Origin of the sequence: Kitasatospora sp. NPDC052896 (genome assembly GCF_044547075.1) — a bacterium.
Taxonomy (GTDB): domain Bacteria; phylum Actinomycetota; class Actinomycetes; order Streptomycetales; family Streptomycetaceae; genus Kitasatospora.
In genome coordinates, this window is sequence record NZ_JBITZU010000008.1 from 13,149 (window position 1) to 34,692 (window position 21,544).

16 protein-coding genes, 2 tRNA genes and 1 pseudogene are annotated in these 21,544 nt (G+C 74.4%); 5 read left to right on the forward strand and 14 right to left on the reverse strand.

Annotation, left to right across the window (positions count from 1 at the left end; translation table 11 throughout):
- The first annotated feature begins 21 nt into the window (after positions 1-21).
- Positions 22-93 (forward strand) — tRNA-Val (locus ACIGXM_RS18265).
- 71 nt (positions 94-164) lie between these two features.
- Positions 165-236, forward strand: a tRNA-Val gene (locus ACIGXM_RS18270).
- A 237-nt stretch (positions 237-473) separates the two neighbouring features.
- Here the strand turns inward: ACIGXM_RS18270 and ACIGXM_RS18275 are convergent.
- A complete protein-coding gene (locus ACIGXM_RS18275; protein ID WP_396561997.1) occupies positions 474-683 on the reverse strand; it encodes a hypothetical protein in 210 nt (69 codons plus the stop codon).
- Positions 684-1,173: 490 nt separating this feature from the next.
- Here ACIGXM_RS18275 and ACIGXM_RS18280 point away from each other — a divergent pair.
- The 3 genes and pseudogenes from ACIGXM_RS18280 to ACIGXM_RS18290 form a co-directional block, all read left to right on the forward strand.
- Positions 1,174-2,529 (forward strand): annotated as a pseudogene (locus ACIGXM_RS18280) (serine/threonine-protein kinase); the annotation flags it as partial.
- Between the two features lie 609 nt (positions 2,530-3,138).
- Positions 3,139-3,669 (forward strand): chloramphenicol phosphotransferase CPT, encoded by a 531-nt coding sequence (gene cpt, locus ACIGXM_RS18285; RefSeq protein ID WP_396561998.1) that lies wholly within the window; start codon positions 3,139-3,141, stop codon positions 3,667-3,669.
- Positions 3,670-3,756: 87 nt separating this feature from the next.
- Positions 3,757-4,728 (forward strand): hypothetical protein, encoded by a 972-nt coding sequence (locus ACIGXM_RS18290; protein ID WP_396562000.1) that lies wholly within the window; start codon positions 3,757-3,759, stop codon positions 4,726-4,728.
- Here the strand turns inward: ACIGXM_RS18290 and ACIGXM_RS18295 are convergent.
- The 13 genes from ACIGXM_RS18295 to ACIGXM_RS18355 form a co-directional block, all read right to left on the reverse strand.
- Positions 4,715-5,521, reverse strand: coding sequence for a TrmH family RNA methyltransferase (locus ACIGXM_RS18295; RefSeq protein WP_396562002.1), 807 nt, complete (start codon positions 5,519-5,521; stop codon positions 4,715-4,717). The two genes, ACIGXM_RS18290 and ACIGXM_RS18295, sit on opposite strands and share 14 nt — an antisense overlap.
- Positions 5,522-5,540: 19 nt before the next feature.
- Positions 5,541-6,794: a uroporphyrinogen-III C-methyltransferase gene (cobA, locus tag ACIGXM_RS18300; RefSeq protein ID WP_396562004.1), complete on the reverse strand. Its 1,254-nt coding sequence runs from the start codon at positions 6,792-6,794 to the stop codon at positions 5,541-5,543.
- Between the two features lie 143 nt (positions 6,795-6,937).
- Complete coding sequence (cobT, locus tag ACIGXM_RS18305) at positions 6,938-10,471, reverse strand: nicotinate-nucleotide--dimethylbenzimidazole phosphoribosyltransferase (protein ID WP_396562006.1); 3,534 nt, start codon at positions 10,469-10,471, stop codon at positions 6,938-6,940.
- A 441-nt stretch (positions 10,472-10,912) separates the two neighbouring features.
- A complete protein-coding gene (cbiE, locus tag ACIGXM_RS18310) occupies positions 10,913-12,133 on the reverse strand; it encodes a precorrin-6y C5,15-methyltransferase (decarboxylating) subunit CbiE (protein ID WP_396562008.1) in 1,221 nt (406 codons plus the stop codon).
- Between the two features lie 189 nt (positions 12,134-12,322).
- Positions 12,323-12,958, reverse strand: a complete 636-nt coding sequence (locus ACIGXM_RS18315) for a GNAT family N-acetyltransferase (protein WP_396562009.1) — start codon at positions 12,956-12,958, stop codon at positions 12,323-12,325.
- A gap of 143 nt (positions 12,959-13,101) precedes the next feature.
- On the reverse strand, positions 13,102-13,929 hold the full coding sequence (locus ACIGXM_RS18320; RefSeq protein ID WP_396562011.1) for a MetQ/NlpA family ABC transporter substrate-binding protein: 828 nt from the start codon (positions 13,927-13,929) through the stop codon (positions 13,102-13,104).
- A gap of 70 nt (positions 13,930-13,999) precedes the next feature.
- Positions 14,000-14,728: a methionine ABC transporter permease gene (locus tag ACIGXM_RS18325; protein WP_396562013.1), complete on the reverse strand. Its 729-nt coding sequence runs from the start codon at positions 14,726-14,728 to the stop codon at positions 14,000-14,002.
- Positions 14,725-15,795: a methionine ABC transporter ATP-binding protein gene (locus ACIGXM_RS18330; RefSeq protein WP_396562015.1), complete on the reverse strand. Its 1,071-nt coding sequence runs from the start codon at positions 15,793-15,795 to the stop codon at positions 14,725-14,727. Before ACIGXM_RS18330 ends, ACIGXM_RS18325 begins: the two co-directional genes overlap by 4 nt.
- 440 nt (positions 15,796-16,235) lie before the next feature.
- Positions 16,236-16,736: a GNAT family N-acetyltransferase gene (locus ACIGXM_RS18335; RefSeq protein WP_396562017.1), complete on the reverse strand. Its 501-nt coding sequence runs from the start codon at positions 16,734-16,736 to the stop codon at positions 16,236-16,238.
- Positions 16,737-17,042: 306 nt separating this feature from the next.
- The gene (gene argH / locus ACIGXM_RS18340) at positions 17,043-18,470 is read right to left on the reverse strand and encodes an argininosuccinate lyase (RefSeq protein ID WP_396562019.1); all 1,428 of its coding nucleotides are present in this window, start codon (positions 18,468-18,470) and stop codon (positions 17,043-17,045) included.
- Positions 18,471-18,582: 112 nt separating this feature from the next.
- Positions 18,583-19,776, reverse strand: a complete 1,194-nt coding sequence (locus ACIGXM_RS18345) for an argininosuccinate synthase (protein ID WP_396562021.1) — start codon at positions 19,774-19,776, stop codon at positions 18,583-18,585.
- Between the two features lie 292 nt (positions 19,777-20,068).
- Entirely contained in the window at positions 20,069-21,274 is a 1,206-nt protein-coding gene (locus ACIGXM_RS18350) for a cytochrome P450 (protein ID WP_396562023.1), read from the reverse strand.
- Positions 21,271-21,474 carry a ferredoxin gene (locus tag ACIGXM_RS18355; RefSeq protein ID WP_396562025.1) on the reverse strand — a complete coding sequence of 68 codons (204 nt, stop codon included), beginning with the start codon at positions 21,472-21,474 and terminating at the stop codon, positions 21,271-21,273. Before ACIGXM_RS18355 ends, ACIGXM_RS18350 begins: the two co-directional genes overlap by 4 nt.
- Positions 21,475-21,544 lie beyond the last annotated feature (70 nt).

Sequence of the window (21,544 nt, forward strand, 5' to 3'; positions counted from 1 at the left end):
ACCGGTATCCGTACCGGACCGGCGCGATTAGCTCAGCGGGAGAGCACTACCTTGACACGGTAGGGGTCACTGGTTCGATCCCAGTATCGCGCACCCAGGTCCTCCGGGATCTTCGGTGGCACTTCGGTGCCGCCACCTGCCAGACCGGTATCCGTACCGGACCGGCGCGATTAGCTCAGCGGGAGAGCACTACCTTGACACGGTAGGGGTCACTGGTTCGATCCCAGTATCGCGCACCGAAGAGGAAGGGCCGCCGTCCCTGTGACGGTGGCCCTTCGTGCTGTCCGGGCTTGTGGGGCAGGGCAGTTGGGGCCGTGGCCGGATACGTGAATGCCGTGCCCGGGACACCCTCACCGGTGCCACGAGCACGGCATTCACCTGGACCGCGGCAGGCGGTACCCGCGCGCTCACCCGTCCTGCGAGCTGCGCGGGAACACCCGCCGTCGGCCGGCGCCGAACCCCGTCCCCAGGGGTCAGCGCCCGATCAACTGGGCCACCGCCCTGGTCTGCGCGAGCATCTGCTCCCAGCCGCCGAAGAGCAGCAGCAGGGCGACGGCGCAGGGCAGGGCGATCGCCACGGCGACGACCGGGTGGCGCTGTTCGCGCGCCGGACGCCGGGCCCCGGTCAGCCGCTCGACGAGTGGCAGCCGCCGCCGGACGGCCCCGGAGAGCTGCAGTGCCATGATCCCGCTCCTGTGCTGGTCTCGGTCGGTCGGCTGGAAGGGCTGCCGCGGTGGGCGGTTGGACTCGGGGGACGAGTAGCCCACCCACCGCTGCCTCAAAGTTAGGGCCCGGGGGTGCCGCCCGGCGTCATGCCCGCGTACGGTTCCCGGACGGTCCGGGAGTATGAGGGTGGGGGCGGCGGACTACTACCGCAGGTGGAGGCCGGGTCGTACGCACCCCCGAGGGAACCCTGAGAGCGACCCCGAGGCACCCGGGCGGCGAGTGGCCCGGTCCCGTTGTGCGACCCTGGAGGGAGGGGGTCGGTGGCAGGGTGCCGGTCCCCCGGGCCGGGGACGAGCAGATCGGACAATCCCACCGGCGGTTCGCGTGTTGCGTATCAGCACACCGCAGCCGACAGTCCGTAAGCTGTGCCCGGCAGGAATCTGACGACGCCCCACCACGCGGGGCCACCTCACGGGTTGCCCACCTCACGGGTCGACGGGGAACGACATGGCGATGATGCGGCTGAGGCGTGAGGACCCCCGCATCGTCGGCCCGTACCGGTTGCACCGGCGGCTCGGCGCGGGCGGGATGGGCGTGGTCTACCTGGGCTCCGACCGGCGGGGGCAGCGGGTCGCGCTCAAGCTGATCCGGGCCGAGCTGGCCGAGGACCCGGAGTTCCGCACCCGGTTCGCCCGCGAGATCGCCGCCGCCTCGCGGATCCGCGGCGGCTGCACCGCCCGGGTGGTGGGCTCGGACATCGAGGCCGACCGCCCCTGGCTGGCCACCGCGTACGTCCCCGGCCCCTCGCTGTACAAGAAGGTCGGCGACGAGGGGCCGCTGCCCTGGCCGGAGGCCGCGCGGATCGGCGCCGCGCTGGCGGACGGCCTGGTCAAGGTGCACGAGGCCGGGGTGGTGCACCGCGACCTGAAGCCCTCCAACATCCTGCTCTCCCCCAAGGGCCCGCGGATCATCGACTTCGGGATCGCCTGGTCGCGCGGGGCCAGCACGCTGACCCACGTCGGGACGGCGGTGGGCTCGCCGGGCTTCCTGGCCCCCGAGCAGGTCCGCGGCGTGGCGGTGACGCCGGCCACCGACGTGTTCGCGTTCGGTGCCACGCTGGCCTACGCGCTGACCGGTGACACCCCGTTCGGGTCCGGCGCCTCGTCAGAGGTGATGCTCTACCGGGTCGTGCACGAGGAGCCCGACCTCTCCGAGGTGCCCGCCCCGCTGGCGCCGCTGATCCGGGCCTGCCTGGCCAAGGAGCCGCTGGACCGGCCCGCCGCCACCCACCTGCACGAGCGGCTCAGCGAGCTGGCCGCGCGGGCCCCCGGGCCGCGCGGGCGCGCCACGGCGGTGCCGCCCCCGGCGCCGGCCGTGCCGCCCGGCCACCCGCCGGCGCGCGAGGCCGAGGGCGTCGCGGCCCGTGAGGAGGAGGCGCAGGAGGCCGGGCACAGCGGGCGGCTGCGGGTCGCCGGGCGGCCGGGCGCACCCGGACGGATGGGCGGGCGACCCCGGGTCGAGCAGGGCCGGGAGGCGGTGCGGGGCGCCGGCCACCCCGGGCCGCCGCGCCGGCCGGGCGGCCCCGGCCAGCCGCCGGCCACGCCGATGCCCTGGCCGGCCGCGGAGGAGCGCCCGGTCCGGGCCCGCGGCGCCGGTCGGGAGCGACAGCACACTCCGCTGCCGGGCCGGTCCGGCGAGGCCCGGCGACGGCTGCTGCGCCAGCGCCTGGTGGTCTTCATCGTGGTGACCGTCGGGGTGGCGCTGGCCATCGCCACCGCCCAGGGCTGCGAGAACCGCCACGCACAGGGCCTGGCGCCGGTCCCGGCCGGTGCGGCCGGCACGCCGGGCGGCACGGGCGCGCCGGCCATCGGGCTCTCCGCCGACGCCGGCCCCGCTGGTCAGCAGCCCGCCGAGGCGGCCGCGCTGGCCGGTCAGAGCACCGGCACCGCGGGGTCCGGCCTCGGGCCCGCCAACGCCGCGGCGGCCACCGTCAACTGGGCCGACCGCAACTACCCCGACCCCGCCGGCGGTCCGCGGATCCAGCTGCACGGCGGCCACAGCACGGGGGACGGCGCGCCGGTCACCCTGGCCGCCAGACTGCAGGCCCGCTACCGGGGCACGGCGGCGACCGTAGTGGTGCTGCGGCGGACCGAGGGGTCGATGCCGGTCGATCTGGTGGAGCTCTTCGGCTCCGGACCGGACGGCTCGCCGGTGCTGCTGACCGGGCGCTCGTCGGCGGCGGATCCGCAGGCGGCGGCGAGCTGGCGGTTGGAGGAGGGCGCGCTGGTGCGCGAGGAGCGGGTGACCCAGACCGGCGCGGTGTCCACCACCCGCTACGCGGTCCGGCCGGACGGCTCGCTGGAGGAGTCCTGGCCGGGCGCCGGGATCTCCGGCGGCACCGGGAGCGCCGGCGGCACGGTCGGCGGCTGAATTCCGCTCGCCGGCGGCCACCGGGCTGGCTAGGGTGACGCGGTGACGACTCAGGTGATCATGCTCAACGGCGCGTCCAGCTCCGGCAAGTCGGGGATCGCGCGCTGCCTGCAGGCGATGCTGCCCGACCCGTGGCTGACCCTCGGCACGGACACCCTGGTGGCGGCGCTGCCGGCTTCGCTGCGGCGGGGCGACTCGGGGATCTCCTTCGGACCGGAGGGACGGGTCGACACCGGTCCGGCCTTCCGGGCACTGGACGTGGCCTGGAGCCAGGGGATCGCGTCGATGGCCCGGGCCGGCGCCCGGATCGTGGTGGACGAGGTGTTCCTCGGCGGCCCGGCGTCCCAGGCCCGCTGGCGGGAGGCGCTGCGCGGGCTGGAGGTGCTCTGGGTCGGCGTGCGCTGCGAGCCCGCGGTCGCCGAGGGCCGCGAACTCGCCCGCGGCGACCGGGTGCCGGGGATGGCACGCCGGCAGGCCGAGCTGGTCCACCAGGGCGTGCGGTACGACCTGTGGGTGGACACCACCCGGGCCGAGGCACTGGAGTGCGCGCGAATGATCGCTGACCGGGTCTGATCGATCACTTCTGATCAATCATCAAGGAAAGCTCAAATCACGCCGCTTGACCCTTCCCGGCGAGCGACGCGGTGCCAGACTGCCGGCATGAAGCACGTAGCGGGTGGTGACCCACGGCTCCTGGAACAGTACTTCGCCATGCTGGCCGGGTTCGCGGAGCATCCGCCGTTCCCGATCCACGGGCTGCGCGAGCCCGTGCTCACCCCGGCGTTCCTCGCCGAGTTCGGCCGCGAGGGCGAGGCCTGGCAGTCCGTCCAGCTGGTGCACGGCGATCGGGACGCGCCGGACGGACCGCTGGTGACCGTACGGACCGGACCGCCGGGCAGCGCCGCGCAGCCCGAGGACGTCCGGGCAGCCCTGCTCGCGGCGCTGGCGGCCGAGGCGGAGGCCGGGCCGGCCGCCGGGAAGCCGAGCTTCACGACCCTGCCGGACGGCGGCGAGCTGTGCCGGCTCGACGGCGTCTGGGCGCTGCGGCTGACGGCCGACGGGCAGCGGGTGACCGTGGTCGGCCGCGGACTGGCGCCGGAGCGGGTGCGGATCGGAGTGGTGCCGGACCTCGGGCCGTACGTCGCCGAGCGGGAGGCGCTGCGGGAGCGGTACGCGGCCGGGCGACGGGCCCAGTCGGAGCCGGTGCCGGTGCCCGGCATCGCGGCGGTCCGGGCGCTGCTGGAGAGTCACCTGCCGGGCGCGCCGGCGGCCGGCGAGGCGCAGCGGGCGCTGTGGCGGCGGGCGGTGGCCGAGCAGGCGCGGGCGGCCGGCTGCGACGCCGATCGGGCCGAGGCGCTGCTGGCCTCGCTGGTCGGCCAGCTGACCCGGCTGCGCCAGGACGCGCCCTGGTTCGCCGCGGACGCCGGGCTGCGGGCCGCCGCGTTCGAGGAGACGCTGCGGCACGGGGCGCTGGGCGAGCGGGTCGCCAGCCGGGCCGCGCAGCAGGCGTGGGAACGCTACTGGACCCGACGGGCGGCGCTCGGTGACGCCGCCCCGGAGCTGGACCAGTCACGGGCGCGCTGGCTGGCGGCCTGGGAGGCCTGGCGGAACGGCCGGATCAGCCCGCGTTGACGGCGTAGAAGGCGACCGCGGCGGCGGCGCCGACGTTCAGCGAGTCGATGCCGTGCGCCATCGGGATCCGGACCCGCTGGTCGGCGGCGGCCAGCGCGCGGGCGGTCAGGCCGTCGCCCTCGGCACCGAGCATCAGCGCGGCCCGGGGCAGCCGGTGCGGGGCGGCCTCGGCGAGTTCGACCGAGCCCTCGGCCGGGGTCAGCGCGAGCAGCCGGAAGCCGGCCCCGCGCAGTGTCTCCAGCGAGCCCGGCCACGGGTCGAGCCGGGCGTAGGGCACCGCGAAGACCGCGCCCATCGAGACCTTGACGGCCCGCCGGTAGAGCGGGTCGGCGCAGTCCGGCGAGAGCAGCACCGCGTCCATGCCGAGCGCGGCCGCGCTGCGGAAGATCGCCCCCAGGTTGGTGTGGTCCACCAGCCCCTCCAGCACGGCCACCCGGCGGGCCCCGGCCAGCAGGTCGGCGGCGGCCGGCAGCGGCTTGCGGGCCATCGAGGCGAGCGCGCCGCGGTGCACGTGGTAGCCGGTCACCGCCTCGGCGAGGGCCGGCTCGACCACGTGCACCGGGGCGTCCGCGGCAGCGATCACGTCCGCCATGACCTCCAGCCACTTGGGGGTGAGCAGCATCGACCGCATCGGGTAACCGGCGGCCAGGGCACGCCGGATCACCTTCTCCCCCTCGGCGATGAAGAGGCCCTCGGCGGGCTCCCGGCGGCGGCGCAGCTCGACGTCGGTCAGGCCGGTGTAGTCGGCCAGCCGGGGGTCGGCGGGGTCGGTGATCAGGACGGGCTCGGCCATGGCAGGTACGTGCTCTCGCTCAGGCGGTGGGGCGGGTGGCGGGGTCGAGGACGTGCACGACCTCGCCGATCACGATCACGGCCGGCGGACGCACCCCCTCGGCGGCGACCGTGGCGGCGACCGTGCCGAGGGTGGCGTCGACCCGGCGCTGGGCCGCCGTGGTGCCCTCCTGGATCACGGCGACGGCCGTGTCGGCGGACCGGCCGCAGGCGACCAGCTTGGCGGCGATCGCGCCGATCCGCTCGACCGCCATCAGCAGCACCAGGGTGCCGCGCATCCGGGCGGCGGCCTCCCAGTCGACCAGCGAGCGCGGGTCCTCGGGGGCGACGTGGCCGGAGATCACGGTGAACTCCTGGGTCATCCCGCGGTGGGTGACCGGGATGCCGACCGCGGCCGGCACGCTGATCGAGCTGGAGATGCCGGGCACCACGGTGACCGGGATGCCCGCCTCGGCACAGGCCAGCAGCTCCTCGCCGCCGCGCCCGTAGACGTAGGGGTCGCCGCCCTTGAGCCGGACCACGAACCTGCCCGCCCTGGCATGGTCGATCAGCGCCTGGTTGATCGCCTCCTGGGCCATCTGGCGGCCATAGGGGATCTTGGAGGCGTCGATCACCTCGACGTGCGGGGGAAGCTCGGCGAGCAGCTCGCGCGGGGCGAGCCGGTCGGCGACCACCACGTCGGCGTCGGCGAGCAGCCGGCGGCCGCGCACGGTGATCAGGTCCGGGTCGCCGGGGCCGCCGCCGACCAGGGCCACCCCGGCGGCCCGGGTGCGGTCGTGACGGGCGCTCAGGCTGCCGTCCCGCAGCCCCTCGACGATGGCGGTGCGCAGCGCGGCGGAGTGCCGCGGGTCGCCGGTGAGGACGGCGACCGTGCTGCCGCCGTCGTGGCCGGTGGCCGGGGTCCAGGCGGTGGCGGCCGCGGCGTCGTCGCTACGGGCGCAGAACACCCGCAGCCGCTCGGCCTCGGCGCTGACCGCCTGGTTGACGAGGTGGTCGTCAGTGGCGACCAGGACGTACCAGGCCTCGGCGAGGTCGCCCTCGGCGTAGCCGCGCCGGTGCCAGACGATCTCGCCCGCGTCGGCCATCGCCTGCACGGCGGGGGTGGTGCTCGGGGAGACCAACTCGACCCGGGCACCGGCGGCTATCAGCGCGGGCAGCCGGCGCTGGGCCACCTGCCCGCCGCCGACCACGACGACCCGGCGGCCGGCCAGCAGCAGGCCGACGGGGTAGGCCGTGCGGCCCTCGGTGCTGGGGTGGGGGTTGGGCGCGCTCATCGGCGGACTCTCCTGGAGGGCGGGGAGGGTTTCGGGTACGGCGCGGCCCGCGGTACCCGGCGCGCCCTCGGGCCGGGTACCGCGGGACCAGCGAACGGGCTCAGGGCCTGGAGGTGGTCCGGCGCGGGTCCACCTCCGGGCCCTCAGGCCTTCTCGGTGACGCCGGCGGAATCGAAGGTGGCTACATCGTGCATCGCCCGGGCGGCACTCTGCACCAGCGGGAGGGCCAGCAGGGCGCCGGTCCCCTCGCCGAGCCGCAGGTCCAGGTCGATCAGCGGACGCAGGCCGAGCTTGGCGAGCGCGGCCTGGTGACCGGGCTCGGCCGAGCGGTGGCCGGCGATGCAGGCGGCCAGCACCTCGGGCGCGATGGCCTTGGCGGCCAGCGCGGCCGAGCCGGCGATCACGCCGTCCAGGATCACCGGGGTGCGCAGGCTGGCGGCGCCCAGCAGGAAGCCGGCGATGGCCGCGTGCTCCAGGCCGCCGACCGCGGCGAGCACACCGATCGGATCGGCCGGGTCGGGCTGGTGCAGCTCCAGCGCCTGGCGGACCACCTCGACCTTGCGGGCGTGCGTCTGGTCGTCGATGCCGGTGCCGCGGCCGGTGACCTCGGCCGGGTCGGCGCCCGCGAAGACCGCGATCAGGGCGGCCGAGGCGGTGGTGTTGGCGATGCCCATGTCGCCGGTGATCAGGATCCGGTTGCCGGCCGCGACCAGGTCGCGGGCGGTCTCGATGCCGATCTCCAGCGCCTTGAGCGCCTCCTCGCGGGACATCGCCGGGCCCTGGGTCATGTCGTCGGTGCCCGGCTTGACCTTGCGCGGCAGCAGGCCGGTGGTCCGACCCTGCTGGATGGCGTCCGGCAGCTCGGCCTTGACGCCGACGTCCACCACGCAGACCTCGGCACCGACCTGCGCGGCGAAGGAGTTGACCACCGCTCCCCCGGCCAGGAAGTTGGCCACCATCTGGGCGGTGACCTCTTGCGGCCAGGGGGTGACGCCCTGGGCGTGCACGCCGTGGTCGCCGGCGAAGATCGCCACGCAGGCGGGCTCGGGGATCGGCGGCGGGCACTTCCGGCCCAGGCCGCAGAGCTGCGCGGAGATGATCTCCAGCATGCCGAGCGAGCCGGCGGGCTTGGTCATCCGCTTCTGGCGGTCCCAGGCCTCGCCGAGCGCCTTGGCGTCCAGCGGGCGGATGGTGCGCAGGGCCTCGGAGAGCACGCTGTGCGGCTCCTCGCCGGGCAGCGCGCGGTTGCCGTACTGCTCCTCGTGGACCACCCAGGAGAGCGGGCGCTTCTTGGCCCAGCCCTGCTGCTGCAGCTCGGGCTCGTCCGGGAACGAGTCGACGTAGCCGACGCAGAGGTAGGCGACCACCTCCAGGTGCTCGGGCAGACCGAGCTCGCGGACCATCTCCTCCTCGTCGAAGAAGCTCACCCAGCCGACGCCCAGGCCCTCGGCGCGGGCGGCCAGCCAGAGGTTCTCCACCGCCAGCGCGGCCGAGTAGGGGGCCATCTGCGGCTGGGTGTGCCGGCCCAGGGTGTGCCGGCCGCCGCGGGTGCGGTCGGCGGTGACCACGATGTTGACCGGGGTGTCGAGGATCGCCTCGATCTTGATTTCCTTGAACTGCTTCGCCCGGCCCTTGGGGAGCGAGTCCGCGTAGGCCTCGCGCTGGCGCTCGGCCAGCTCGTGCATCTTGCGGCGGGTCTCGGAGGAGCGGATCACCACGAAGTCCCAGGGCTGCGAGTAGCCGACGCTGGGGGCGGTGTGGGCGGCCTCCAGGACGCGGAGCAGCACCTCGTGCGGGACCGGGTCGGAGCGGAAGCCGTTGCGGATGTCGCGGCGCTCGCGGATGACCTGGTGGACGGCGTCCCGCATGGCCTCGTCGTAGCCGGCGGCGGCCGGGGGGCGCGGGGTCTCGGGATCCTCCGGGACCTCGGCCTGCTCGGCCTGCTCGGCCTGCTCGGCGGGCTGCGGGGCCTCGGCGACCGGCTCGGCCGTCGGTTCGGCGGGGGCGTCCGCCTCGGCTTCGGGGGCCGCCTCGGCTTCGAGGGCGTCGACGGACGCGGCCTCGGCCGCGGGCTCGGTGCCCTGCTCGGCGGCGGGCACTTCCTCGGCGGCCACCGGCTCGGGCTGGGCGGGGGCCTCGACGGACGGCTCGGCCACGGGCGCCACGGGGGCATCGGCCTCGGGGGCCGGCTCGGCCGGGGCTTCGGAGACGGCGGTGGCCGAGGACATCACACCGGTGCCGGCGGCGGTCTCCGCGGGCGCCTGCTCGTCAGGCACCGGCGCGGCGGCCTCGGGGCCGGTGGGCGCTATCCCGGGGCCCTCGGGGGCCGGGGTCTCGACCGCCTGGGTCTCGACGGCAGGGGCCTCGACGGGGGCGTCCTCGGCGACGGGGACCTCGACGACGGCGGGCACCTCGACGGGCACCTCGACGGGCGCGGCCTCGACGGGCACCTCGACAACGGGCTCCACGGCCGCCGGCTCGGCGACGGGCGCGACGGGGGCCTCGGCCGGCGCGGCGGCCGGCTGCGGCTGGGCCTCGCCGGTGGTCAGGGGATCGGTGACGGTCAGACCGAGCGGCGCGGGCGCGGCCAGGAAGGCGGCGATCCGGCGCGGCTGGCCGGGCAGCACCACCGGCGCCGGTTCGGCGGCGGCCTCCACCGCGGCCGGAGCCGGCGCCGGGGCAGCGGATGCCGCCGCGGCAGCGGCAGCGGCGGCATCCGCGACGGCCGGAGCACCCGCCACGGCGGCCGGCGGCTGCTGGTCGGCGTCCACGACGGCGGGCGCCTCGTCCGCCGTCGGAGCGGTGGCCTGGGCCGGGAGCACCACGGGCTCCAAGGCCACCGGCGTGGCCGGCACGGGGACGGCGGCCGGCTGGACCTGGACGCCGTGCGGCGGGGTACCGCCCGGCCCGGACGGGCCGCGGTCCGCCAGCGAGCGGACCGGCACCTGACCGGTCATCAGCGACGGGTCCGGGATCGGCGGCCCGGCGTGCAGTGGCCGGCGGGCCGGCTGCGGCGCGGCCTCCTGCGGCGTCGTGGGCTGCGGCACGGCGGCCTGAACCGGCTGCGGCTCCACGGCCGCCGGCGGCACCGGCTGGGCGGCAGCGGCCTCACCGGCCGGCGCGGGCGCCGCGGCGGCCTCACCGGGCGCGGCGACCGGCGGAGCGAGCGGCGGCCAGGACGGCTCGACGGGCGTGCCGGCCGGGGCCTGCTCGGCCGGGTCGGCCACGGTGAACAGCGCCACGGTCGACTCGACGGCCGGCGGCTCGGCGATGACCGGGACGGCCTCGACCGGGGCCACCGGCACGGGGGCGGCCGGAGTGGGGAAGTTCGGCGCGACCGGCCGACCGGCCGGCTGCTGCGGAACGGTCGGCGCGACCGGGAACCCGGCCCCGCCCTGCGCCCCGAGCGCCTCGGTGAGCGGCACGACCGGCGTGGCGGCCTCGGTCCAGGAGCCCTGCGGACCGGGCATCAGCAGCACGTCGTCCTCGTCGTCGAGGTGGTCGGGCCGGTCCGGCTGGTCGAGGAAGGTGTAGCCGGGGTGCGGGCTGCCCGCGGGCACGGCCTGGCCGGCGAGGTCGGTGCCCCACCCGCCACCTCCCTGCGCCGGATCGTTCCCGGTCTCGGGGAGCAGGTGCTCCGGCAGTCCCTCGCTGGGGACGTGACCGCCGTCGGTCATCTCAACACTCCTTCCAGGCCGCTTCCGCGTCCTTGGCGACCCGATCGCCGACCGAGGCGCACCGCCCGTTCCGGGCGGGCCCGGGACCGGCCCGCCCCTGAAACAACTGACGGGCGTCGCGCGGCCGCGCGACGTCCGTGGTCCCGCCCGGCTGGTTCACGGCACCCGGTGCCGGTGCATCCGCCCCCGAGGGACCGGCCACACCGCACACCGTCACCTGAACTAACGACAGCCCGGGGCAACCGGCACGACCGCCCCCGGGCCCGGGCACATTCTCCCGGTCCGGTGCGTGTCAGTCGAATGCCCACACTCCCACGCGGATGTGCGTTGCACCACGTCGGACGGGCCGCCGCCCCGGGGTCCCCGGGAAGTGGGCGGACCGTCAGACTACCGGCCCCGACCGACGGCCCATCGAACCGATGCCCGAATCCTCCTCAATTGCTACGAGCTGGGCTCGGCCCAGAGCACCAGGCTGCTCTCCCCCGTGCCGAGCGACAGCGCACCGTGGGACCGCAGGGGCGTGGACTGCAGCAGTGCGCCCTCCACCTGGTAACCCGCCGCCAGCGCGACCGTGCGGATCTCCTCGGCCTCGGCGAGGTTGCCGGCCACCGCCACCAGCCGGGCCGGACGACGGGTCAGCACGCCCGCCACCACCGCTCCCCCGCCGTGCTCGACCACCACCGCGTCCGGCTCCGGCAGCCCGCCCAGCACCTCCGGCGCGGTGCCGTGCACGGTCTCCAGCTCGACCCCGTAACGGCGCGCGTTGACCGTGATCCGCGCGCAGGCCGCCGCGTCCGCCTCGACGGCGACCACCGCCGCGCCGAACCGCGCGGTCTCCACCGCGAGCGCCCCGCTGCCGGAGCCCACGCTCCACACCAGGTCACCCGGGCCCGGGCCGAGCCGGGCCAGCACCACCGCCCGGGTCTCGGCGGACAGCTCGTCGGCGGCCTCGCCGTCGTACGCGTCGGCGGGCAGCCCCCAGCCGCGCTCGTCCCCGGGGTAGCCGACCGGCCGTCCGGCCAGCCAGCCGGAGGGGGCGTCCATCACCCGCGGCTGGGCGGCGCCGCCGATCACCAGCACCACGTTCGGCTCGCGCCAGTCGTGGTCGGCGACCCGCTCCGAGGTCAGCACGTGGACGTCCTCGTCCGGGGTGCCGAGCGCCTCGCAGACCACGAAGGTGCGGTGCACCCCGCGCAGCATCAGGGCCAGCTCACTGGGCCCGGCGTCCGGGCTGGTGAGCACCGCGACCTTGCTGTGCGCCCGGCAGACGTTGGCGGCCCGGCGCAGCCGCCCGCCGTGCGTGCTGACCACCTGGGCGTCCTCCCAGGGCATGCCGGCCCGGGCGAACGCCGCGGCGACCGAGGAGACCGCCGGCAGCACCTCCAGCTCCAGGCCGTACTCGGGTCGGCGCAGGGTGCGGACCACACCGAAGAAGCCCGGGTCCCCCTCGGCGACCACCACCACCGCGCCGCGGTGCTCGGCGATGCGACGGGCCGCCAGTTCGACGCTGCCCAGTGCGATCCGCTCGGCGGCGGCCGGCACCGGCAGTGCGTTGAGCTGGTACGGCGCCCCTGCGACCAGGGTGGCGGCGGCGAGTGCCGCGCCGGCCGCCTCGGTCAGCGGCGTGCCGTCCCACCCGATGACCGTGATCCGGTCCGCCATCGCGGCTGTTCTCCCTCGGTTCCCGCGCACGACTCGGCCGTGGCGCGCGACGGTGCGCGGAGCCGGGCCCTGGAATGCGGCCGGACGGTCGCGGGCGCGGGGGGTGACTCCACCCCCGCGGCGCGGCCCTCCGCCCAGGTGCAGAGGTTACCCGGTGTCGTCGACCCGGGCCGGACATCGGGACGAAGATCAGTCGTGCAGGACGAAACGGTCCGTCGTCGGATGTCGGATCGCGACATCGGCCGGGTCGAGGTCCTCGGGGAGCAGACTCCACAGGATCAGGTCGCTGCGGCTCTCGTCGCCCGGCGTGCCGGCCTCGCCCGTCCGCACTATCCAGGCGCTGCGCAGGACGCCCTCGCTGATCCCGCCGGCCTTCTGCGCGACCTGCTGGGCCGCGGTGTCGCCGGCCGCGGTGCGCAGCTCCAGCCGGTGGAAGCCGCGGTCCTCGAAGAGCCACTGGGCCACCCCGAGCAGCGACTCGACCGCGTAGCCCTCGCCGCGGGCCCAGGGCGCGGTGGTGCCGCTGACCTCGGTGCTGCGCAGCCGCCAGTCGGTGCGGTGCAGCCGGAGCGTGCCGACCAGGCGTTGGGTCAGGTGCTCGACGACCCCGAAGGCGATGCCGCGGCCCTCGGCGCGGAGCGCGGGGGCGCCGTGCCGGATCCAGCGCTGGGCGTGCTGGAGGGTGTAGGGCTGCGGGATGTCCGTCCAGGCCAGCACCAGCTCGTCGGCCATCATGGCGGTCAGCCCGGGCGCGTCGCCCTCCTCCAGGGGGCGCAGCAGCAGCCGTTCGGTGCTGATCGCGGTCTCGGGGAAACTCGCCTGCATACCGTCTCTCCTCGCGGGTCGTGGACCCACGGTACGCCCCGCGTGCGCCCGGTGGTGCCGCGGGTCGACGGAGCGTCAGCCGGGGGAACGCGACGGGCCCGGCCGCGCGTGGCGGCCGGGCCCGTCGGGCGGCTGTCCGCGGCTCAGAAGGCCGGGATCACCGCGCCCTGGAAGTTCTTCTCGATGTACTGCTTGACCTCGTCGGAGTGGAGCAGCTGAGCCAGCTTCTGCACCCGCGGGTCGTTCTCGTGGCCCTTCTTCACCGCGAGCACGTTGGCGTACGGGTTGTTGACGGCCGACTCCAGCAGGATCGCGTCGGTGGCGGGCTTGAGGCCGGCGCCGACCGCGTAGTTGCCGTTGATCACGGCGGCGTCCACGTCGTCCAGCGCGCGCGGCAGCTGGGCCGCGTCCAGCTCCTTGAACTTGAGGTTCTTCGGGTTGCCGGTGATGTCGTGAATGGTGGCGCCGGTGCCGACGCCGGCCTTGAGGGTGATCACCTGGTTGTCGGCGAGCAGCTTGAGTGCCCGGCCCTCGTTGGTGGCGTCGTTGGGCACCGCGACCTGGGCGCCCTGGGGCAGGTCGGTGACCTTCTTGACCTTCTTGGAGTAGACGCCGAGCGGCTCCAGGTGGACCGCCTCGACGGGCACGATGTCGGTGCCGTGGGTCTTGTTGAAGTCGTCCAGGTAGGGGACGTGCTGGAAGAAGTTGGCGTCCGCGGAGCCGTCCTGCACGGCGGGGTTCTGCAGGGTGTAGTCCGAGACCTCCTTGACCGTCAGCTTCAGGCCGACCTTGGCCGCCAGGTTGTCCTTGATGTAGTCGAGGATCTGGGCGTGCGGGGTCGGACTGGCGACCACCACCAGCGGCTTGTCGGCGCTGTCGGTGGAGCCGGAGGAGCTGGACGAGCAGGCCGCGAGGGAGAGCGCGAGGCCGGCGGTGGCGAGGGCTGCGGTGGACTTCAGGACGGTACGCACGAAAAGTGCCTTTCTCCGTTGTCGGTTGTTACGGCCGCACCCGGGTTTCGGGGCGGTGGTTCGGGGGGTCTCAGCCGGCCGGGGCGGCGGTGGGTGCCGCGTCGTCGGCGCGGCGCGCTCGCGCCCACCGTCCGGTGGGGGCGCCGCGACGCGACAGCCTGCGGACGACGAGGTCGCCGAGCAGCTGGACCAGGGTGACCAGGATCACCAGCTCGATCACGATGACCACCATGAAGGAGGTCTCGAAGCGCATGTAGCCGTAGGTGATGGCGAGGTTGCCGAGGCCGCCGCCGCCGACCGTGCCGGCCATCGCGGAGTAGCCGACCAACGCGATCACGGTGGTGGTGAGCGCGGAGACCAGGGCCGGCAGCGCCTCGGGCAGCAGTGCCTTGCGGACCACCGCCCAGGTGCCGCCGCCCATCGCGTGGACGGCCTCGACCAGGCCCTTGTCCACGCCGCGCACGGCGCTCTCCACCAGCCGGGCGAAGAACGGGATGGCGCCGACCGCCAGCGGCACGGTGGCCGCCTGCCAGCCGATCGTGGTGCCGACCACCCAGCGGGTGAACGGGATCAGCGCGACCAGCAGGATCACGAAGGGCAGCGAGCGGCCGACGTTGACGATCGCGCCGACCACCTTGTTGACCGGCCGGTTCTGCAGCAGCCCGCCCTTCTCGGTGAGCACCAGCAGGAGGCCCAGTGGCAGGCCGAGCAGCAGGGTGACCAGGGTGGCGATGCCGACCATCTGGTAGGTCTCCTGGGTCGCCTGCCAGAGCAGCGGCTGCATGTCGTCCCAGGTCATACCGCCGCTCCGTTCGGGTTGAGGCTCGGGGTGAGGCCCGGGCCGAGGTTCGTGTCGAGGTTCGTGTTGAGGACGTCCACCTGCAGGCCCTGCTCGCGCAGGTGGCCGATCGGCACCACGTTGTCCTGGTGGTCGCCGGGCAGCTCGACCCGCATCCGGCCGACCAGCCGGCCGCCGATGGTCTCCACCGCGGCGCCCAGGATGTTGATGTCGATCTGGTAGGTCCGGGCCAGCTGGCTGACGAACGGCTGCGCCGAGCTCTCGCCCTGGAAGGTGATCTCCAGCACGGTGCTGCCGGGCGAGGCCGCGCCGGGGGCGCCGAGCGGGAAGAGCTCGCGGGCCAGCTCGGAGCCCTCGGCGGCGAGCAGGTCGGTGAGCGTGCCGGCCTCGACGATCCGGCCGCCGCGCATCAGGGCCGCGGAGTCGCAGACCGACTTGATGACGTCCATCTCGTGGGTGATCAGCAGCACGGTCAGGCCCAGCTGCTGGTTGAGGTCGCGCAGCAGTCGGAGGATCGAGCGGGTGGTCTCCGGGTCGAGGGCCGAGGTGGCCTCGTCGGAGAGCAGCACCCTGGGGTCGCCGGCCAGCGCGCGGGCGATGCCGACGCGCTGCTTCTGGCCGCCCGAGAGCTGGCCGGGGTGGCTGCGGGCCTTGTCGCCGAGGCCGACCAGGTCGAGCAGTTCGGCGGCCTTGCGGCGGCGCTCGTGCCGGTCCAGGCCGGTGATCTCCAGCGGCAGCTCGACGTTCTCCTGCACGGTGCGCGAGGAGAGCAGGTTGAAGTGCTGGAAGACCATGCCGATCCGGCGGCGGGCCGCGCGCAGCTCGCGTCCGGCCCGGTGCTCGCCGCCGGGCAGCGCGGTGAGTTCGACGCCGTCCACAGTGACCGTGCCGGAGGTCGGGCGCTCCAGCATGTTGACGCAACGGATCAGGGTGCTCTTGCCGGCGCCACTGGTCCCGACGACGCCGTACACCTCGCCCTCGCGGACGGAGAGGTCGACGCCGTCGAGGGCGGTCACCTCGCGGCCTTGGGATCGGTAGACCTTGGTGAGGGCCTTGGTGGTGATCACAGCTGCTTCCGTGGGTCGGGGGCGGAGGAGCACGCGGGCCGGGTCACGGCGCGGACGTGCGACGCCGCGCCGGGGCGGCGGGAGGGTCATGCGGGGGGGTCGACCTCGATCGGTGCCGGATGGCGGGATGGCCGGTGGCGGCTCAGCGCCGGGGGCCGGATCGGGGCACGGGAGCGGACAGCGGCCCGCGGGGCGATGGCCCGGTCAGCGGTGACACATTCGACAACACATGCCACGCACACCTGCCGGCATGGTGCCGGTGGCGGTGGTCTTCGTCGTCGCAGTCATACGGACTAGTAAAACAGATGACCGCCAGGTGTCCCAGAAAACAGGAACCGATGTCCGGATCGCGGACACGACCCTTGCGGCACAAGGGGTGAAAACGCGACGACCCCGCCACCGCGGCTTTGCGGTGGCGGGGTCAGGAGCTGCTGGGAGGTCTAGACCGCCGTCGCGAGAGGCACCTCGACCGGCTTCTCCAGCATGACGTGGCTGAGCATCCGGTTGACCGGGCGGACCTCGGTCTGCCGGTAGCCCTGGCGGGCGTAGAGGCGCAGGTTGCCGAGGCTGCGGTGACCGGTGGAGAGCTGGAAGGCGCGCACCGGGCGCTCGGCCAGCAGCCGCTCCTCGACCGCCGTCAGCAACCGGCCGCCGAGACCGTGTCGCTGCATCCGGGGGTGGACCACCAGGCGGCTTATCCGGCCGACGCCGTCCTCGTCGACCCAGCCGCGCACCGAGCCGACCACCTCGGACCCGAGCCGGGCCACCAGCACATGACGCTCGGCCAGCTCCGCGCGCAGGCTCTCCAGGGTCTGGGTGAGCGGCTCGATCGACCAGTCGCCGTAGAGCTCGGCCTCGCCCTGGTAGGCGAGGTACTGGAGTTTGAGGATCTGTTCGGCATCGTCCTCGGTCGCCACCGAGGTGATCACGCTCATGCCCATGTGCGGGGGCCTCCCATCGTCGATACCCGGCGCGCGCAGTGAGGGTTTCGCACCGGTTGCCCAGCCGGAGGTCTGCCCGGCCGGGGATCGGTCCTGGCCGGGGTAGCGCTAGAACGTACCAGCCCGTACCGCGCGAACGGCGCACGGGTGCCACGGCACGGTACGGAGATACGTTCGCCACCGCTCTACCCAGACGTCGCCCGTTCTCAACCAGGTGGCCTTCCCGGGTGTCGGAAATCACTCAGCTGACCGAAGGCGAAGGGGCCCGGCAGCGCCCTTCGCCGCCGGGCCCCTTCGGGATCCGTCCTACCGGTCGACCCAGTCCTGTTGGAGCGCCAGGTCGGCCTTCACCTCGGCCAGCTGGGCGGCGACCGCGCTGGGCGCCGTGCCGCCGCGCCCGTCCCGGGCCGCGATCGCGCCGGGCACGCTGAGCACCTCGCGGACCTCGGGGGTCAGCTGGTCGGAGATCAGGGCGAACTGCTGGTCGGTCAGCTCCCAGAGCTCGATGCCCTGGCTCTCACAGGCCTTGACGCAGGCGCCGGCGACCTCGTGCGCGACGCGGAACGGCACCCCGCGCTTGACCAGCCACTCGGCGATGTCGGTGGCCAGCGAGAAGCCGGCCGGCGCCAGCTCCTCCAGCCGCTCGCGGTGCACGGTGAGGGTGGCCATCATGCCGGTGAAGGCCGGCAGCAGGACCTCCAGGGTGTCGCAGGAGTCGAAGACCGGCTCCTTGTCCTCCTGCAGGTCGCGGTTGTAGGCCAGCGGCAGCGCCTTGAGCGTGGCCAGCAGGCCGGTCAGGTTGCCGATCAGCCGGCCGGACTTGCCCCGGGCCAGCTCGGCGATGTCCGGGTTCTTCTTCTGCGGCATGATCGAGGAACCGGTGGAGTAGGCGTCGTGCAGGGTGATGAAGCCGAACTCCTTGGTGTTCCAGATGATCACCTCCTCGGCGATCCGGGAGAGGTTGATCCCGATCATCGCGGTGACGAAGGCGAACTCCGCGACGAAGTCGCGCGAGGCCGTGCCGTCGATCGAGTTGGCCACCGAGCCGCCCTCGAAGCCCAGGTCGGCGGCGACCGCCTGCGGGTCCAGGCCGAGCGAGGAGCCGGCCAGCGCGCCGGAGCCGTACGGGGAGACGGCGGTCCGGGTGTCCCACTGGCGCAGCCGCTCGGCGTCCCGGCCGAGCGCCTGGACGTGGGCCAGCACGTGATGGGCGAAGAGCACGGGCTGGGCGTGCTGCAGGTGGGTGCGGCCCGGCATGGCGGTGTCCGGGTGCGCCTCGGCGAGCCCGACCAGGGCCTGCTGGAGGTCGAGCAGGAGGCCGCCGATGATCCGGGCGTGGTCGCGCAGGTACATCCGGAAGAGCGTGGCGATCTGGTCGTTGCGGGACCGACCGGCCCGCAGCTTGCCGCCCAGCTCCGGACCGAGCCGCTCCAGCAGGCCGCGCTCCAGGGCGGTGTGGACGTCCTCGTCGGCGATCGTGCCGGTGAAGGCGCCGGACTCGGTGTCGGCCAGCAGCTGGTCCAACCCGGCGAGCATGGCGGTGAGTTCGGCCTCGGTCAGCAGCCCGGCGCGGTGCAGCACCCGGGCGTGCGCCCGGGAACCGGCGATGTCGTAGGGGGCGAGGCGCCAGTCGAAGTGGACCGAGGCGGAGAGCCTGGCCAGCGCCTCGGACGGGCCGGCGGCGAAGCGGGCGCCCCAGAGACGGACGTCGGCGGGCTGGTCGGCGGACGGCATCGCGGGCTCTCCTTGCGGTGTAAGGGAGTTGAGGTGTCTGGAGGTGAGGGGCGAGCCCCGGCCGGCGGGGGGTGGCCGACCGGGGCTCCGGAAGGGTGGCTCGGGGGGTGCTTCAGGCCAGGTCGCGCCGGGCGGCGAGCTTCGAGGACATCCCGAAGATCTCGATGAAGCCCTTGGACATCGACTGGTCGAAGGTGTCGCCGGTGTCGTAGGTGGCCAGGTTGAAGTCGTACAGCGACTGGTCGGACTTGCGGCCGTCGACCACCGCCCGTCCGCCGTGCAGCACCATCCGGATCTCGCCGGAGACGTGCTGGTTGGCCTCGTTGACGAAGCCGTCCAGCGCCCGCTTGAGCGGCGAGAACCACAGGCCGTCGTAGACGAGTTCGGCCCAGCGCTGCTCGACCTGCCGCTTGTAGCGGGCGAGTTCGCGCTCGACGGTGACGTTCTCCAGCGCCTGGTGCGCGGTGATCAGGGCGATCGCACCCGGAGCCTCGTAGATCTCCCGGGACTTGATGCCGACCAGCCGGTCCTCGACCATGTCGAGCCGCCCGACGCCCTGGGCGCCGGCCCGCTGGTTGAGCTCCTCGATCGCCTGCAGCACGGTCACCTTGCGACCGTCGACGGCGACCGGGACACCCGCCTCGAAGGTGATGACCACCTCGTCGGCCTCGCGCGGGGTGGCCGGGTTCTGGGTGTACTCGTAGACGTCCTCGATCGGCGCGTTCCAGATGTCCTCCAGGAAGCCGGTCTCGACGGCCCGCCCGAAGACGTTCTGGTCGATCGAGTACGGCGACTTCTTGGTGGTGGCGATCGGCAGACCCTTGGCCTCGGCGAAGGCGATCGCCTTGTCCCGGGTCATCGCGTAGTCGCGCACCGGGGCGATGCACTTCAGGCCGGGGGCAAGCGAGTTGATGCCGACCTCGAAGCGGACCTGGTCGTTGCCCTTGCCGGTGCAGCCGTGCGCGACGGTGCTGGCGCCGTGCTTCTGCGCGGCGGCCACCAGGTGCTTGACGATCACCGGCCGGGAGAGCGCCGAGACCAGCGGGTACTGGCCCTGGTAGAGCGCGTTGGCCTTGACCGCCGGCAGGCAGTACTCGTCGGCGAACTCGCTGCGGGCGTCGGCCACTTCGGCCTCGACCGCGCCGCAGTCCAGCGCGCGCTGGCGGATCACGTCCAGGTCCTCGCCGCCCTGGCCGACGTCGACCGCGACGGCGATGACCTCGGCGCCGGTCTCCTCGGCGATCCAGCCGATGCAGACGGACGTGTCCAGACCGCCCGAGTAGGCGAGTACGACGCGCTCGGTCACGGCTTTCTCCTTACATCACGGTACGAACAGGACGGGCGTGGGAGCGAGGCCCCATGCGCTGATAGGTATAAGTATGCACGACTCCGTATGAAATTCAAAGCCGTAACAGCGTCAGGGCACAGCAGGTTTCAAGGTGTAGCAGTCGCAGCGGTCGCCGGGGCGGTTCGCCGCGCGACGGCCCGGCCTCCCGCCGGGGACAGCGGGCCGGCCCCCGTCCCCGGCGGGAGACCGGGGGCGGGGGCCGGGAGCCGGGGCGGCGGCGGGGGCCGGCGGCCATGGAACCGGGTCGGGCTCACCAGGCGACGGGGAGCTCCCGGACGCCGTAGATCAGCATCTCGGTGCGGAAGGGAACCTCCTCGAACGGGATCGCCAGGCGCAACGTCGGCAGCCGGCGGAGCAGGGTCTCCAGTGCGATCTGGAGCTCGGCCCGGGCCAGCGGCTGACCGAGGCACTGGTGGACGCCGAAGCCGAAGGCCAGGTGGCGGCGGGCGTCGCGCTCGACGTCCAGCTCGCCGCCGGCCGGGAACAGCGCCTCGTCGCGGTTGGCGGTGGCGATCATGCAGACCACGCCCTCACCGGCGCGGACCGTCACCCCGCCCGGCAGCTCGACGTCCTCCAGGGCGATCCGGGGCAGCCCCGACCGCACGATGGAGAGGTAGCGCAGCAGTTCCTCGACCGCCCCGCGGATCAGCGTCGGTTCCGCGCGCAGCCGCTCGAGCTGCGCGGGCTCGCGCAGCAGCGCCAGGGTGGAGAGCGAGGTCATGTTGGCGGTCGTCTCGTGGCCGGCGATCAGCAGCAGCAGGCCGTTGGAGGCGACCTCGTCGGCGGTGAGGTCGTCCCGGGCGGCCAGCCGGGCCAGGATGCCGTCCGGCGCGCACCGCTTGCTCGCGGCCAGCTCGGTCAGGTAGTCGGTGAGGGCGTCCAGCGCCGCCTTGACGGTCTCGGCGGGCACCTCGCTGTTCAGCAGCAGGCGGCTCTGCTGCTGGAAGAAGTCGTGATCCGCGTACGGCACGCCGAGCAGGTCGCAGATCACCAGCGAGGGCACGGGCAGGGCGAACTCGGCGACCAGGTCGGCCGGCGAGCCGTGCTCGATCATGGCGTCCAGGGCCCGGTCGACGATCCGCTGGATGTCGGGGCGCATCGCCTCGACCTTCTTGACCAGGAAGTCGGTGGTGAGCATCCGGCGCAGCCGGGAGTGCTCGGGGTCGTCCAACCGCAGGAAGTTGGGCTGCTCGCCGACCAGCTCCCGGCGGCCCGGGGTGACGAACGGGAAGTTGGGGTGGCGGGCGTCCGCGCTGAACCGGCGGTCCGTCAGCACCGCGCGGACCTGCGGGTAGCCGGTCAGCAGCCAGCACTGGCTGCCGTCCCAGAGGCTGACCCGGCTGGCGGGCGCCAGCTCCTGGTAGCTGGGCGACGGGTCGAACGGGCAGCCGCTGTCGTGCGGTGCGGGGATCCGCAGCTCGGGGACGGCGGACAGGTCGGGGGTGTCGGTGGTCATGCCGCGTCCTCCCGCACCGTGATGGCGCCGGCCGGGCAGAGCGTGGCGGCGAGTCTCACCTGGTCGTGGAGGGGTGCGGCGGGGTCGGCCTGGAGCAGTTCGACGAGGCCTTCGTCCTCGTTCTGGTCGAAGACCGTGGGGGCGGTCAGTACGCACTGCCCTGAGCTGCAGCAGCGGTCCTGGTCAACAGTCACGTGCATGGGCGGGACCTCGATGGGCGCGAAGGGGTCGGTTGCCCCGGGCAACCAACTTTCCGTGAGGACAACCTAA